Raw genomic sequence first — 14,575 nt, forward strand, 5'->3', positions numbered from 1 at the left:
TCGCCCCCCGAAGGATGTGGACCATGGCCAAAGGCCAAATGCGCTCGAACAAGGAAGTTCGCAAACCCAAGGCCGACAAGAAGGCCGCCAAGCCCGCCACGGCCCCCGCCGCCGGAACGCCGGCCCGCTTCGCCAAGGCGCAGGACGACGACAAGGGCAAGAAGAAGTAAGCACCGGGCTTGAGGGCCCCTCGGAACGGCAGCGCCCCCGGCGCGCCGTTCCCCCTCTTCGATCCTCCACGAACTCTCCCGGCAATCACTCACCGAACGCTATCGGACCCGATCCATGAACCGGGTCCGGTCTTCGTGTCGCGGCCCTCTCCTTCGACCCGTTCGGCCTTCGCCTATCCCGCGAGATCGGCGAGGAGGCCCGCCGCCACCGTGATGCGCGGAACCGAGGTCTCGCCGCTTCCCGTCAGGGTCTGAATCTGCTTTCCGATGCGGCGGGCGCTGTCGGCGTTCTCCTCGATCCAGGCGCCGGCTGGGTCTTCCTTCTCCCCGAACCGCTTCAGCGCGCCGGCCGTCAGCTTGCGCCGCGCCTCGGCGATCTGGCTGCCCGAGCGGTCGAGGGCGAGGATCTCGTAATAGTCCTCAGCCTCGAGGGTGAAGATCGCCCGCTCCAGCCGGCCGATCTCGAACCGGTCGGTAAGGGCGAAATAGGTGGCCATGACCTGCCGCGCATCGGCCGATGTTTCACGTGAAACAGAGGCGATGTCCGGCAGGAGCGCGACGAGCGGCAGGATCGCGAGATCGCGTGCGAGGTCCTCCGGCGCGCCCTTCTCGGCGAGCCCCCGCTTCGTCTCCTCGATCTGCGAGCGCGAGGCGTCCGAGGCGAGATCGGCGAGCTTCGGCTTCAGGCCCGCCAGCGCCTCCCGGCAGTCGGCGACGACCTGTTCGAGGCCGCTCGTGAACTTCTCGTTGCGCACGAACCAGCGTGTTGTGCGGCGCAGGAAATGGGCCACTGCCTCGTAGAGGTCGTTCTGGAGCGTGCCGTCGACCTTATTGTCGAGCCCGTCGATGCGCTCGAACAGGCCTTCCGCTTCGAGCCCGTCATGGGCGGCCACATAGGCGCGCACGATTTCCGACGGCGAGGCGCCCGTCGCCTCGCGCACCACGGTCAGGAAGGTCGGGCCGCAGCGGTTGACGAAGTCGTTGGCGAGAACCGTCGCCACGATCTCCCGCTTCAGCCGGTGGCCGTCGATGTCGCGGGCGAAGTTCTCGCGCATGGCCTTCGGGAAATAGGCATGCAGCCGGGCTGCGAGATAGGGATCGTCCGGCAGGTCGCTATCGACCAGCTGGTCGAACAACGTCAGCTTGGCATAGGCGAGGAGAACCGCGACCTCCGGCCGGGTGAGACCTGTCCCCGAACCCTTCAGATCGCCGATCGCCCCCTCGCCCGGCAGCACCTCCACCACCCGGTCGAGATCGCCCGTCTCCTCCAGCGCGCTCATGAACCGGGCCTGGAGCGGCAGGATGACATTGCCCTTGCGCACGTCGAGGGAGATCGCGAGCGACTGCTCGTAATTGTTGACGAGGACGAGGCGCGAGACGTCCTCGGTCATGGAGGCGAGGAGTTCGTTGCGCGCCTCGCGCTCCAGCCGCCCGTCCTCCATGGCGCTCTTCAGGGCGATCTTGATGTTCACCTCCACGTCGGAGGTGTTGACGCCGGCCGAATTGTCGATCGCGTCGGAATTGATCCTGCCGCCGCGCCGGGCGAATTCGATACGGCCGCGCTGGGTCGCGCCGAGATTGGCGCCCTCGCCCACCACCTTGGCACGGATCTCGGCCGCCGGAATGCGCAGCGCGTCGTTCGCCCGGTCGCCCACATCCGCATTGCTCTCGTTCGAGGCGCGGATATAGGTGCCGATGCCGCCGAACCAGAGAAGATCCACCGGGCTCTTCAGGATCGCGCTGATGATCTCGGCGGGGGTTCCGCTCTCCTTGTCGAAGCCGATCGCCTCGCGCGCCTCCGGCGACAGCGAGATGCGCTTGTGCCGGCGCGAGAAGACGCCGCCGCCCTTCGAGATCTTCTCCGCGTCGTAATCGGCCCAGGAGGAGCGGTCCTTGGCGAACAGGCGTTCGCGCTCGGCAAAGCTCGTCTCGGGATCGGGATTCGGATCGATGAAGATGTCGCGATGGTCGAAGGCGGCGAGGAGCCTCGTCTTGCGCGAAAGCAGCATGCCGTTGCCGAAGACGTCGCCCGACATGTCGCCGCAGCCCGCCACCGTGAAGGGCTCGGACTGGATGTCGTGGTTCATCTCGCGGAAATGGCGCTTCACCGTCTCCCAGGCCCCGCGCGCGGTGATGCCCATGGCCTTGTGGTCGTAGCCGGCCGAGCCGCCCGAGGCGAACGCGTCGTCGAGCCAGAAGTCCTCCGACTGGGCGATGGCGTTGGCCGTGTCGGAGAAGGTCGCCGTGCCCTTGTCGGCCGCGACCACGAAATAAGGATCGTCGCCGTCGATGCGCTTGACGAGTTCCGGCGCGACGACGTCCGAGCCGACGATGTTGTCGGTGACCGACAGGAGCGAGGCGATGAACACCACATAGGCGGACTTGCCGGCGGCGAACCACGCATCGCGATCGGCGGCCGGGTCGGGGAGGCGCTTGGGATAGAAGCCGCCTTTAGCGCCGACCGGCACGATGACGGCGTTCTTCACCTGCTGGGCCTTCACGAGACCCAGAACCTCGGTGCGATAGTCCTGCGCCCGGTCGGACCAGCGCAGACCGCCGCGCGCCACCTTGCCGAAGCGCAGATGGACGCCCTCCACCCGGGCGTCGAAGACGAAGATCTCGCGGAAGGGCACCGGCCGGGGCAGGCCCTCGACGCCGGCGCTGTCGAACTTGAAGGCGAGCGCCGGCAACACGTCGCCGGGCCTGTTGTCGAGATCGTTGCTGGTGCCGTCGACGGCGAAGTAGTTGGTGCGCAGGGTGGCGAGGATCGCGGCCGCGTAATGGCGCAGGATGCGATCGTCGTCGATCGCGTCGACCTCCTCCAGCTTCTCGATGAACTGGGAGAACAGGTCGGCAACGCCCCGCGCGGCCGCCCGGCGGCAGAGATCCGGGTCCATGCCCGGAACGCCCTCGGCCGCAGCCTCCCCGTCGACGATCTCGCCGGCCCCCTCAGTCTTCGGATCGAGGGCCCGGCTGAACATCTCGAAGAGGCGGGTCGCGAAATCGGGGCGCCGGTTCAGCGTCTGGGCGAGATAGCCCGGCGAATAGGTAAGACCCGCCTGGCGCAGATAGCGGCCATAGGCGCGCAGGACGTTCGCCTGCCGGTGGCTGAGACCGGCTTCGAGGACGAGGGCGTTGAACGGATCGTTCTCGATCCGCCGCGCCCAGACGCTGGCGAAGGTCTCCTCCAGCGACTTGCCCTCGTCCTTCAGCAGGATCTCCCCGCCCGCCCGGCGCTCCAGGTCCATGTCGTGGATATGGACCCCTGCCCCGTCGGGCCGGCGCAGTTCGAAGGTGCGTTCCGAGGTGACGGAAAAACCCATGTTCTCGAGGATCGGAACGCGCGTCGACAGGGAGACCGCCTCGCCGAGATGGTAGATCTTGAGGCGCACGAGATCCGTTCCGTCCCCCGGCCTTCGGTAGAAGTCCATGAAGAGGGGCGCGCCCGCATCGAGGCCCGCAATCACCGCGACATCGGCCACCGCCTCCTCCGGCGTGATCACGTCGCGATAGGTTTCGGGAAGCCCCGGCGCATAGTCCGAAAATTCGCCGAAGCGGCCCTCGCGGGCGAGAACGGCGTGGAAGGTGTCGCCCCAATTGCGCGCGATCTGGCGGATCTCCTCCTCGAGATCGGCGGTGTCGACCTCGGGCAGCGTCTCCGAGCGCCGGCCGATGATGAAGTGGATGCGCGCGAGCGGCCCTTCGGGAAAGGCCGGATAGAAGGCCGAGACGCGGCCCTCATAAGCATCGGCGAGAAGCGCGCCCATGCGCTCGCGAAGCCTCGAATCGTAGCGCTCGCGCGGCACGTAGACCATGATGGAGACGAACCGGTCGAACCGGTCGTGGCGCGGCATGACCTTGATGCGCGGCCGCTCGTTGAGGTCGACGGTCGTCGCCGCGAAGGTCTCCAGCGTGTCGACGTCGATCTGGAAGATCTCGTCGCGCGGATAGGATTCGAGGACGTTGAGCAGCGCCTTGCCCGAATGGGAATCGGAGCGGTAGCCCGAGCGGGCGATCACCGTCTCGGCCTTGAGGCGCAGATAAGGAATGGAGAGGATCGAGCGCGTGTAGGCCGTGGAGGTGAAGAGGCCCACGAACCGGACTTCGCCGGCTAAGTTTCCCGCCTCGTCATACTGCTTGACCCCGATATAGTCCATATAGGCGCGCCGGTGCACATCCGTCTTGGCGTTCGCCTTGGTCACGATCATCGGCTGGGGCGCGTCGAGGAAAGCGCGGATCTCCGGCGTCGTCGCCGTCGGCCCGCCCTGGCGCCCGAGAATGGAGACCGAGGGATCGGCGAGGATGCCGAGATTGCCGTCCTCGCGCCGCGACAGGCTCTCGCCCTCCGCATCGCCGTCGAAGTCATAGCGCCGGCTGCCGAGGAAGATGAAGTTGTCGTCGCGCAGCCATTGCAGGAGCTCGGCCGATTCCGAGATCAGGGGCCGGCGCGTCTCGTCGGCCTTGCGCTCAACCTCGCGCAGGGAGGCGATCACCTGATCGGCCCGCTCGCGCATGGCGGCGAAATCCTTGTTGGCGAGGCGCACATGGCCGAGGATCCGCGTCAGCGCCTCGGCGAGCTTCTCGCCGCCATCGAGATCGGCGAAGCGGTCGATCGCGAACTGGATGATGCTGACGCGCTCCACCGCCGCGTCCCTGGCCGTCGCATGGGTGGAGGCCGAGAAGCTGGTCACCTCCCCGTTCGACCCGCGGATCACGTCGAGGATCGGATGGGAGATGTAGTGGGTGGTCGAGGAGCGTGCCGCGAGCTCGCCGGCAAGGGAATCGAACAGGAACGGCATGTCCGGATTGACCACGGTGACGAGCTGCATGCCCTGGCCGTCGCGCGTGAAGCCCTCCGGCGCCTCGACTCGCACGATCGGCTCGCTGCCGCGATGGGTGTGGAGGGCATCGGTCGCGGCCCGCACGGCAAGGGCGAGAGCCCCGGTCTCGAAAGCCGCGAGATCCTCCACCGGCGGCCGTGCGAGAAGCAGCGGCGCAAGACTTCGGGCAGCCCCACCCTCGCCGAGCGCCTCGGTGACCGCCTTCAAGACCTCGGCCTTCGTCGAATGATCCGGTCTGCCCATCTCGCCTCTCCCATTCCTCATCAGGTCTGCCGTCTTCCGTCGCATCCATCCGGTCGCAGCTAGCCGCCCGTTCTGCCCGCGGATCGGGTCGCAAGCATCCGGATGCGGGGCCGAGCCTAGCACCGATCGCGTCGAATGCGCCCGCGATCTTCGGGCGGCCTTGCGGACGAAGTTGGTCACGGCGCCGAAGTTGCAATCGTGAAAAGCGCGGGCAGGTGCTTCTTTTCTCCCGCCGCAGGGACGAACCGCGTGCGGGCGACACCTCGCCCGGCTCCTTGCGATCGCCGCTCTGCCAGCCGTCGCGGGCTCGCGCCCGCAGTCCACGCGGACGGCTTGCACGCGGCTCTCTAATGGGAGACATCTGTCGCCATGGCATACCGCGAAGACGAAGACGCGGCACGCAGACGCGAGGCCGGCCACATCCTGAAGCGGATCGGCGAGGAGACCGATCCGCAGACGGGAACCCATGTCCAGTCCTGGCTCCTGCGCCCCCGGGCCTTCTTCAAGGCCGAAGACGCCGATCAGGACGACCGGATCGAGGTGATCGGCATGCGCATCGGGCGCCTTCTGGGCGTCGCAGGTCTCCTCGTCTTCGCCGCCCTCTTCCTCATCGAGTTCGCCGCATGAACCGGCCGCCCTCGAGGAGAATCCCGGCGGGTATCGACGGCGCGAGGAAGCCGGACGGGACCTTGCGCGGCGAAGGCGGGGCGGCGGAGGGCGTGGCGGGCTCCATGAGCGTCCTTGCGATCTCGAGCCAGGTGGTGCGCGGCGCCGTCGGCAACCGCGCCGTCGTCTTCGCGCTGGAAAGCCTCGGCTTCACGGTCTGGTCGCTGCCCACCATCACCCTGCCCTGGCATCCCGGCCACGGTCCCTCGACGCGCATCGTGGCGGACGACGACGCGTTCGAGGCCCTGTGCGAGGATCTCGCGGCCTCGCCCTTTTCCTGCGAGATCGACGCGGTCATCACCGGCTATTTCGCGACCGGGCGGCAGGTGCGGGCGGCAGCGCGCCTCGTGAAGCGCCTGCGCGAGACGCGGCCGGACCTCATCTACTGCCTCGATCCCGTGCTCGGCGACGATGGCCGGCTCTACCGGCCGCAGGAGATCGTCGAGGCGGTGCGCGAGGCGCTTCTGCCCATCGCCGACATCGCCACGCCCAACCGGTTCGAACTCGAGGTCCTGAGCGAACTCGTCCTCGAAACCAATGCCGATCTCACGGAAGCGGCCCGGGTTCTGGGCCCGGCCACCGTCCTCGTCACCTCCGCCTACGCCATGCTGTCGGGCAGCATCGGCAATCTCCTCGTCACCGAGCGCGGCAGCGATCTCGCCGAACACCGGCTGATCGAGAACGGCCCCCATGGCGGCGGCGACCTGACGGCGGCGCTCTTTCTCGCCCGCACGCTTCAAGGGCTTTCGCCGGACCAGGCACTGAAGCTCGCCACCGCCTCGGTCTTCGAGATCCTGGCGCGCACGGCCAAGCGCGGGGCGAACGAGATGACGCTCCAGACCGATGCCGCGGCGCTCGTCACCCCGATGGCCATGGTCCAGATGCGCCGGCTCGCCGCGCCGCGCCGGCGCTGAGGGGTAAGGGGTGAGGGCAACGGCGCAAAATAGCGTTGCCGTCGTCTCGCGCGCGATCTATTGGATGGCTTCATGACCAAGCAGCATCTTCCCGACCATCTTCTGACCGGTTACCGAACCTTCGTCGAGAAGAGGCTTCCCGGCGATCGCGATCGCCTGCGCACGCTCGCCGACGAAGGCCAGCATCCGCCCACCATGGTCATCGCCTGCTGCGATTCACGGGCGGTTCCCGAGACCATCTTCAACTCGGCGCCCGGCGAGATCTTCGTCGTGCGCAACGTCGCCAATCTGGTTCCCCCCTACGAGCCCGACGGCGAATACCACTCCACCTCCGCCGCCCTCGAATTCGCCGTCCAGGCGCTGAAGGTCGAGCATATCCTCATCCTCGGCCACAGCGGATGCGGCGGCATCCACGCCGCCCTGTCGCCGGGCGCAGATCCCCTCTCTCCAGGCGACTTCATCGGCAAGTGGATGAGCCTTCTCGATCCGGTTGCCGCCTCCTTCAACAGCAACGACCACATGACCTCGCGCGAGCGCCATGCCGCCCTCGAGCGCACCGCGATCCGCCACTCGATCGGCAATCTGCGCACCTTCCCGATGATCCGGGACCTCGAGGATGCGGGCAAGATCACGCTTCACGGGGCCTGGGTCGATATCGGCACCGGCGATCTCTGGGGCATGGACCCCGAAAGCGGCGATTTCGATCGCCTCGCGATCGGACCCGGCGAGAGCGCCTGAGGGCGCTCGACGGGACGGCCCTGACGCGATCGCCCGGGGTTTGATCGACGATCTGTTGCAATAAAGTGTCTGCGTTGCAGTTTGGCACAGGTTTTGCGGCGCTCGCCCTTGCTTCGCTCTGGATTGGCCGCTTGAGTGGCGCAGATGCGGGAGAGCCCGCCGGCAGGGACCATGAGAACCCTGAAACGGTGCCCGGCAGCAGCCGAACGAACGACCAGGAAAGCCTTCGACTGATGACCAGACTGATGACAACGGGCGCCGCCCTCGCAGCCGTACTGCTCGCGGCCGGTTGCTCGCAATCGATCCCGCAGTTCAACGCGAACACCAATGCGAACGCCAATGTCGGCGTTTCGCCGCTGATGGCCTCGCCGACCCCCCAGGTCGCCTCGGGCCAGCTGCCGCCTCCCCCGCCGCCGCCGCCGCCCTCGACCAACAATTCCTCCATGGCCGGCAGCATGAACGGCCAGACCGACGGCGGTACGCAGACCGCCGCGCTCGATCCGAATGTCGGCGTCAACGCCTCCGCATCCGCCTCCGCTTCGGGCGGCGGCAGCCTGTCGCGCAACAAGGTTCTGGGCGCCTACAAGGTGACGACCGCCGGCGGCAACTGCCAGATCATCCTCTCGCTCACCAAGTGGAGCGGCGGCTATCGCGCGGCCTCGCGCGGCTGCCCCGGCGCCGTCGCCGACGTGTCGGCCTGGGACGTCTCGGGCAACAATGTCGTCCTGAAGACCTCGACCGGCACCAATGTCGCGAGCCTCGCCTCCTCGGGCGAAGCCCGCTATGACGGCCAGACCACCGGCGGCCAGGCGATCAGCCTCTATCGCTGATCGAAGGACGGCCTCAGGGCCGTTTTACCGATCTCTCGAACGAACGGGCTCCCATCCTCGCGATGGCGAGCCCGTTTTCGTTTCGCGAGACCCCGATTCTCAAATCGGGCCCGAGGCTCGTGGCTCCTGCCGACACATCGGATGGCCCGAAGACCCTCGTCCCCGTTTCGGCCCGAGGCGCTCGTCGACGTCTCGGGACCGAAGCTGCAGGAAATCGCCTGCGATCAGGCGACGGCCCGCTTTGCCGTCTCCAGGCCCCAGGCGAGGCGCTGGGCGGCTTCCTCGGCGCTTGGCGCCTCCACGTAGCAGCGCAGCTCCGGCGCGTTACCCGAGGCCCGGTAGTGGATCACGGCACCGTTTTCAAAGAGGGTGCGCACCCCGTCCGTCCTGTCGATCTCGGCGATGGCCCCCACCGGCGAGAAGAGCTCGCTCGCATAGGCCTCGTCGCCGGCGAGCCTTTCAAGGAACGGCCCGCTCGCCTCGGCCGGAATGTCCTTCAGCCGGTCGGCCGCCGCAAAGCCCGCATTCAGCGAGGCGGTGACGGAGGAGAGCGGGGCGTTCGCCGCCGCCGCCTCGGCGAGCGCCGAGAGAATCGGGAGAGCTGCGTCCCGCGTCGCGAGCGCGGCGAGACGACGGCCATCGCGCGAAACGTCCGAGCCGAGGAGAACGCCGCCATTCGCCTCGAAGCCGACGATCCTCTTGTGACCGGCCCGCAAGGCCTCGGCCATGCCGGCGATGACGAAGGGCGAGCCGACCTTCGTGCGAACCACCTTGCGGGCGAAGTCGGACCGCTCGATCGCCGAGGAGGAGGTGACCGGGGTGACGATCGTCGGAAGGCCGAGATGCCGTGCCGTCAGCATTCCGAGAACGTCGCCGCGCAGGATCGCGCCGGTCTCGTCGGCGACCAGCGGCCGGTCCGCATCGCCATCGGTGGAGACGATCGCGTCGAAGCCGTATTCCTCGGCCCAGGCCGCGATCAGCTCCATATCCTCGGGTCGGTGCGCCTCGGTATCGACCGGGATGAACCGGTCGGCGCGCCCGAGCCCGGCGGTCTCGGCGCCGAGACCCGCAAGGATCGCCGTCAAAACATCGCGGGCGACGGAACTCTGCTCGTAGACGCCGATCCGAAGGCCCATCAGCGCCTGCGGCCCGAAGAAATCGACCGAGCGCGCCACATAGGCCTCGATCGCCTCGGCCGAGATATCCTCGATCTCGCCCTCCGAAAGAGCATGGGAGGCCTCGCGCACCTGCGGCACCAGATCGTCATGAGCGAGCCGGATGCCGCCCTCGTCCGCCTTGTCGATCTCGCCGGCGGGCGAATAGAATTTCAGCCCGTTGCGGTCGTCGGGGATATGGCTGCCGGTCACCATCACAGCGGCCGCTCCTCGCGCCATCGCCGCCATGGCGAGAGCCGGCGTCGGCAGCGCGCCGCAGGAGACCGGCGTCCAGCCGGCATCCTTCACGCCGGCTGCGACCCGCGCGGCGATGGCCGGGCTCGAGGCGCGCAGGTCCCGGCCGATCATCACGGTGCGCGTTCCGGTCTGGTCGGAGCGCTCCAGATGGCTCACGAAGCCGCGCGTCCAGGCATAGGCCGGCGGTCCGTCGAGATCGGCGACGAGGCCGCGCAGGCCGCTGGTTCCGAATTTCAGGGATGACATGGCGGGTCCTGTTCGTTCGAAGGCGAAAACCGGGAGGGCGCCCGGGTTCGCGCACCGGCGGATGACGGGGGTCCGGACCGAAGCGCCCGGGCCCGTCAGAGTTTCAGATCGATGCCTGCCGAGCGCAGGATCGCATTGGCGGTGTGCCTGCTTTTCAAGTTTCGCGGCACGAGAACGAGGCGGCGGGTCTCTTCATCGCGCCATTTCTCATGCGATCCCTTGGCATTGGTCTCATAGCGATATCCCGCCTCGCGCAAGAGGCGCGAGACCTCGGCATAGTAACCCTCCGGCATTCTCTCATGCCGCCCGGGGCACGTTTGCCTCGGGCCTCTCCCAGAAGATCGCCGGAATGAGATCGCGCAGAGGCGTCGTCGCCAGATCCTCCGGTGTCAGGTGATTGGCGAGAATCAGATCGAGAGCACTCTCGACCATGACGGCCTCGAAACCCTCGATCGTCTCGGCTTCGATATGTAGACCGTCGATATCGCTTTCGCTCACATAGACGCCGGCTTCGGCGTCCCAGAACGCCTTGACCCTGAAACTGCGCTTCATCGGCTGGGCTCCATGCTTGGTCGGTTGCCGCGACAGTATAGGCAGACCGTCCCCGCTCGTCATGATCCCGTTGCCCTCAGAAGGGCTTCACCACCACGAGGACGATGATGATCACAAGGAGAACCGCCGGCACCTCGTTCATGATGCGCCAGAAGCGCGAGGAGCGGGTGTTGGCGTCGTTCGCGAAGCGGCGCATGGAGGCGGCGAGGAACATGTGCATGGCGGTGAGGACCACCACGAAGGCGATCTTGGCGTGGAGCCAGGCGCCCTGGAACTCGAACACCTTGGCGGCGAGCCAGAGGCCTGCGGCCCAGGTGACGATCATCGACGGCGTGCCGATGCCCCTCAGGAGCCGGCGCTCCATCACCTTGAAGGTCTCCGACTGGGGCGTCTTCGGCCCGGCCTCGGTGTGATAGACGAAGAGGCGCGGCAGATAGAGGAGCACCGCCATCCAGGAGATCACCGCGAAGATGTGCAGCGACTTGATCCAGAGCTGAGCCTCCACCGGAATGAACCAGAGCACCGCGACGATGGCGAGGAGGCCGACGACCGGCACGATCATCTTGGCGGGCGAGGGCTTGGTGCGGCTGGTCTGGCTCATGGGGTCGGCTTTCCTGGCGTGACGCGGTGGGCCTCGGCGCGGGCGATGCGAGGCGGGACTTCGAACTTTTCGGGCGGCGGGGACCGTCCGTTTTCGCCTATATCGCGGTTCGCCGCCGCAACGTCCAGCTTGGAGCACCGTGCCATCGGGCCGCGCCGATCCGGCCCGCGCCGGGGCCCACCGAAGCGAGAGGGAGAGACCGGCGGTGCGGGATGCCGTGTCCGCCCCCTCGCCTCCTCCGGCGTCCGTTCTCGAGTCTCAGGTCTCGGGGTCAGCCCCTGATGCGCTTCAGGAGCCGTTCCACGTGCTCGATCGGGGCGTCGGGCGTGATGCCGTGGCCGAGATTGAAGACGAAGGGGCCGTTCGACAGGGCTTCCATGATCCGGTCCACGCCCTCGTCCAGCGCCTTGCCGCCGGCGATCAGGCGCAAGGGGTCGAGATTGCCCTGGACGGCGCCGTCCTTCTGGAGGGTGCGGCCGAAATCGAGCGGCACCTGCCAGTCGAGCCCGAGTGCGTCGACGCCGGTCTCCTGGCGATAGGTGGCAAGGCGCGCGGCCGCGCCCTTGGCAAAGCCGATGATTTTGGCATCCGGCACCGCCGCCCGCACCCGCTCGACGATCAGCTTGACCGGTGCGACCGCGTAGTCCCGGAAGGCCTGATCGTCGAGAACGCCGGCCCAGCTGTCGAAGATCTGCACGCAGTCGGCGCCGGCGCGCAGCTGGCGCACCAGATAGTCGGCGCTCATCTCGGCGAGCAGCGTCAGAAGCTTCGTCATCGCTTCCGGGTTCCAATAGGCGAACATGCGGGCCGGCGCCTGATCGGGCGTGCCGTGTCCCGCGATCATATAGGTCGCCACGGTCCAGGGCGCCCCGCAGAAGCCGATCAGCGTCGTTTCCGAGGGAAGCTCCTCCCTCAGCCGCGCGACCGTCGCGATGACCGGTGCGAGATGCGTCTCGGCCCGGCTCGGATCGAGACGCTCAATCTCGTCGGCGCGGATCGGCGTCATCTTGGGTCCCTCGCCCTTGATGAAGTGCACGCCGCGATCGAGCGCATCGGGAATGACGAGGATATCGGAAAAGAGGATCGAGGCGTCGAAGCCGAACCTTCGGATCGGCTGCAGGGTCACTTCGACTGCGAAATCGGGATTGTAGCAGAGATCCAGAAAGCCGCCGGCCTTTGCCCGCGTCTCGCGATATTCCGGCAGGTAGCGCCCGGCCTGCCGCATCAGCCAGACCGGCGGCGGGAAGACGGTTTCGCCGTCCAGCACCTTCATGAGCTTGCGTTCCGCCATCTGCGATCCCTTCCCCTTAAAGAATCCCTTTGAAAGGAATCTTTTGATTCTTCTTTGACTCGGTGGATAGCGAGAATCCACATCGCGGCCTGTCTCCTCCCCCATGGGCGAAGAACTCTGGAACGGTTCGTAACGATGATGGGCGGGCCTGTCGAGAAGTGCGGGGACGGGCGCCCGAACCGCCCGGCTTTCCAGGCCTTTGGCGCAGGGTCTGGCCTCATCGACGGCTGGGGAGAAGATGTCGGGAAGGAGAGCGGATGAACACCGATCTCCACAAATTCCCGCAAGGCCTGTCGACTCCCCGCGCCCGGTCCGGCGGTGGGGAAAACTCGGAGCTTTCGAACAGGGCGCGAGCCTGCGGACAAACCCGTCCCCACCCCTCCAGAGTTGTGAACAGGGACCCCAAGAATCGTGGGAGTCGTAGCCCGCCCATATTGCATTCGCATGACGAATCGAGTCCGATGATCGTGGGCCGCAGGAGATCTGAAGATCGGGCGTCATGCCCATTCCCGGCATCATGACCGTCCGGCGCCGACGGGGCGCTTCGGCCGCGCGAAGGCGGATGACATCGCGGCGATGTTTCACGTGAAACATCGAAAGTCGGCGGTTCGCGGTAAAACGGCCCGGCCGCCCATGCCGGTTCGGCGCCCGGAGCGGTGAAACCAGATGCGGGTCTCAGGGAGCCGCGTCCGCGCTCCCGTCGGGGAACCCGGCGGGCAGGCCATCGGCTCTCGGGGGAAGCTGCGCCCGGCGGATATCCGCCTCGGGATCGAACCCGGCCTCCACCCGCTCGATCCTGGCGCCGAGCCCTTCCAGGAATTCGTGAAGCCCCTCCGCCTCGCGGATGCGGATATGCCCGCCGGAAAATTCGGCCGCCACATGGTGGCTTCCGATCGCCCAGGCGAGGGAGAGGAGATGGTCCGTGTCGCGGCCGGAAATCTCGATCAGCGGCTCGGGGCGGGCGCGCACCTCCACGAGCCGCCCGTCGTCGAGACGGATCGCATCGCCGACGCCGAGCCGGCGGGTGCCGGTGAGATCCAGAAGGAAGGCGATGCCGCCATCGGAGACCATGGCCATGCGGCGGCGGTCGCGCACATCCGCCCCGAGGGTGATCGTATCGGCCGCCTCGCTCCACTCGCCGCGTGGAACGACCGCCAGTCCCGTGATCATGCCGCTGCGCCCTTCCATCCGCTGCGCCCCGAAGGTCCGGCCCGAACCCGTGCGGCGTTACTTGCTCCGAGATATTGATCCGAAACCCCGTTCGCCAACCGGCGCGGCGCAGGGAACCCCGGTCCATGCTCCGCTCAGATGCGCGTGACCTTGTGTCCGGCGCGTTTTCGTGGCTCGATCGGGCCGACCGATCGGAGAGATCTCATGGCGTTCGAGCACTGGCTGGCCTTCGTCGCGGCATCCGCCGTCCTTCTGGCGATCCCCGGACCCACGATCCTCCTCGTCGTCTCCTATGCGCTCGGCCATGGGCGAAGGGCCGCCGGGTCCACCGTCGCCGGTGTCGCGCTCGGCGATTTCACGGCGATGACCGCCTCCATGCTGGGCCTCGGCGCGCTGCTCGCGGCCTCCGCCACGCTGTTCACGGTGCTGAAATGGATCGGCGCGGCCTATCTCGTCTATCTCGGCATCAAGCTCTGGCGAGCGCCGGTCTCGGCCCTTGCCGCCGAGGAGGCGATCGGCGAGGCGGCGAACGACGTGCCGAGGGAGCGACCGCTTCGCATCTTCCTCCACACCTATGTCGTGACGGCCCTCAACCCGAAAAGCATCATCTTCTTCGTGGCCTTCCTGCCGCAATTTCTCGACCTGTCGCGGCCGGTCCTCGGGCAGATGGTGATCTTCGAGGCGACCTTCCTCGTGCTCGCGACCCTCAATGCCGCCCTCTACGCCATGCTCGCCGCGATGGCCCGGCGCTCGATCCGCAGGCCCGGCGTCCAGCGCACCGTCAACCGCCTCGCCGGATCGCTGATGATCGGCGCGGGGGTTCTCGCCGCCGGATGGCGCAAGGCCGCGGCCTGACGATCGCCCGATGCGTCGGCGATCGACCGGAGCCTCGAACCGGGTT

The 14,575-nt window shown here is 67.5% G+C and carries 13 protein-coding genes; 6 read left to right on the forward strand and 7 right to left on the reverse strand.

The features are described from left to right. Nucleotides 1–23 precede the first annotated feature (23 nt). Nucleotides 24–170 carry a hypothetical protein gene (locus tag DYI37_RS20130; RefSeq protein WP_199520104.1) on the forward strand — a complete coding sequence of 49 codons (147 nt, stop codon included), beginning with the start codon at nucleotides 24–26 and terminating at the stop codon, nucleotides 168–170. Between the two features lie 173 nt (nucleotides 171–343). Here DYI37_RS20130 and DYI37_RS07255 read toward each other — a convergent pair whose 3' ends face one another. Next, nucleotides 344–5,254, reverse strand: a complete 4,911-nt coding sequence (locus DYI37_RS07255; protein WP_199520105.1) for an NAD-glutamate dehydrogenase — start codon at nucleotides 5,252–5,254, stop codon at nucleotides 344–346. Between the two features lie 369 nt (nucleotides 5,255–5,623). Between DYI37_RS07255 and DYI37_RS07260 the strand changes: the two genes are divergently transcribed. The 4 genes from DYI37_RS07260 to DYI37_RS07275 all read left to right on the forward strand — a co-directional run bounded on the left by DYI37_RS07260 (nucleotide 5,624) and on the right by DYI37_RS07275 (nucleotide 8,402). Continuing rightward, on the forward strand, nucleotides 5,624–5,881 hold the full coding sequence (locus DYI37_RS07260; protein WP_116682568.1) for a hypothetical protein: 258 nt from the start codon (nucleotides 5,624–5,626) through the stop codon (nucleotides 5,879–5,881). Between the two features lie 104 nt (nucleotides 5,882–5,985). Next, nucleotides 5,986–6,834, forward strand: a complete 849-nt coding sequence (gene pdxY, locus DYI37_RS07265) for a pyridoxal kinase (RefSeq protein ID WP_116682946.1) — start codon at nucleotides 5,986–5,988, stop codon at nucleotides 6,832–6,834. 72 nt (nucleotides 6,835–6,906) lie between these two features. Continuing rightward, on the forward strand, nucleotides 6,907–7,572 hold the full coding sequence (locus tag DYI37_RS07270) for a carbonic anhydrase (protein ID WP_116682947.1): 666 nt from the start codon (nucleotides 6,907–6,909) through the stop codon (nucleotides 7,570–7,572). A 233-nt stretch (nucleotides 7,573–7,805) separates the two neighbouring features. Then, entirely contained in the window at nucleotides 7,806–8,402 is a 597-nt protein-coding gene (locus tag DYI37_RS07275; RefSeq protein WP_116682569.1) for a protease inhibitor Inh/omp19 family protein, read from the forward strand. A gap of 224 nt (nucleotides 8,403–8,626) precedes the next feature. Here DYI37_RS07275 and DYI37_RS07280 read toward each other — a convergent pair whose 3' ends face one another. The 6 genes from DYI37_RS07280 to DYI37_RS07305 form a co-directional block, all read right to left on the reverse strand. Next, the gene (locus tag DYI37_RS07280; protein WP_116682570.1) at nucleotides 8,627–10,060 is read right to left on the reverse strand and encodes a phosphomannomutase; all 1,434 of its coding nucleotides are present in this window, start codon (nucleotides 10,058–10,060) and stop codon (nucleotides 8,627–8,629) included. Between the two features lie 95 nt (nucleotides 10,061–10,155). Further along, nucleotides 10,156–10,353, reverse strand: coding sequence for a type II toxin-antitoxin system HicA family toxin (locus tag DYI37_RS07285; protein WP_116682571.1), 198 nt, complete (start codon nucleotides 10,351–10,353; stop codon nucleotides 10,156–10,158). Nucleotides 10,354–10,357: 4 nt separating this feature from the next. Next, nucleotides 10,358–10,612: a DUF1902 domain-containing protein gene (locus DYI37_RS07290; RefSeq protein WP_158555105.1), complete on the reverse strand. Its 255-nt coding sequence runs from the start codon at nucleotides 10,610–10,612 to the stop codon at nucleotides 10,358–10,360. A gap of 76 nt (nucleotides 10,613–10,688) precedes the next feature. Beyond that, nucleotides 10,689–11,213: a protoporphyrinogen oxidase HemJ gene (gene hemJ / locus DYI37_RS07295; RefSeq protein WP_425365028.1), complete on the reverse strand. Its 525-nt coding sequence runs from the start codon at nucleotides 11,211–11,213 to the stop codon at nucleotides 10,689–10,691. Nucleotides 11,214–11,484: 271 nt separating this feature from the next. Continuing rightward, the gene (gene hemE, locus DYI37_RS07300; protein ID WP_116682573.1) at nucleotides 11,485–12,504 is read right to left on the reverse strand and encodes a uroporphyrinogen decarboxylase; all 1,020 of its coding nucleotides are present in this window, start codon (nucleotides 12,502–12,504) and stop codon (nucleotides 11,485–11,487) included. 675 nt (nucleotides 12,505–13,179) lie between these two features. Continuing rightward, entirely contained in the window at nucleotides 13,180–13,674 is a 495-nt protein-coding gene (locus DYI37_RS07305; protein WP_116682574.1) for an urease accessory protein UreE, read from the reverse strand. 204 nt (nucleotides 13,675–13,878) lie between these two features. Between DYI37_RS07305 and DYI37_RS07310 the strand changes: the two genes are divergently transcribed. After that, complete coding sequence (locus DYI37_RS07310) at nucleotides 13,879–14,529, forward strand: LysE family translocator (RefSeq protein ID WP_116682575.1); 651 nt, start codon at nucleotides 13,879–13,881, stop codon at nucleotides 14,527–14,529. Nucleotides 14,530–14,575: the final 46 nt, after the last annotated feature.

This window comes from Fulvimarina endophytica, assembly GCF_003403015.1.
Taxonomy (GTDB): Bacteria; Pseudomonadota; Alphaproteobacteria; order Rhizobiales; family Rhizobiaceae; genus Fulvimarina; species Fulvimarina endophytica.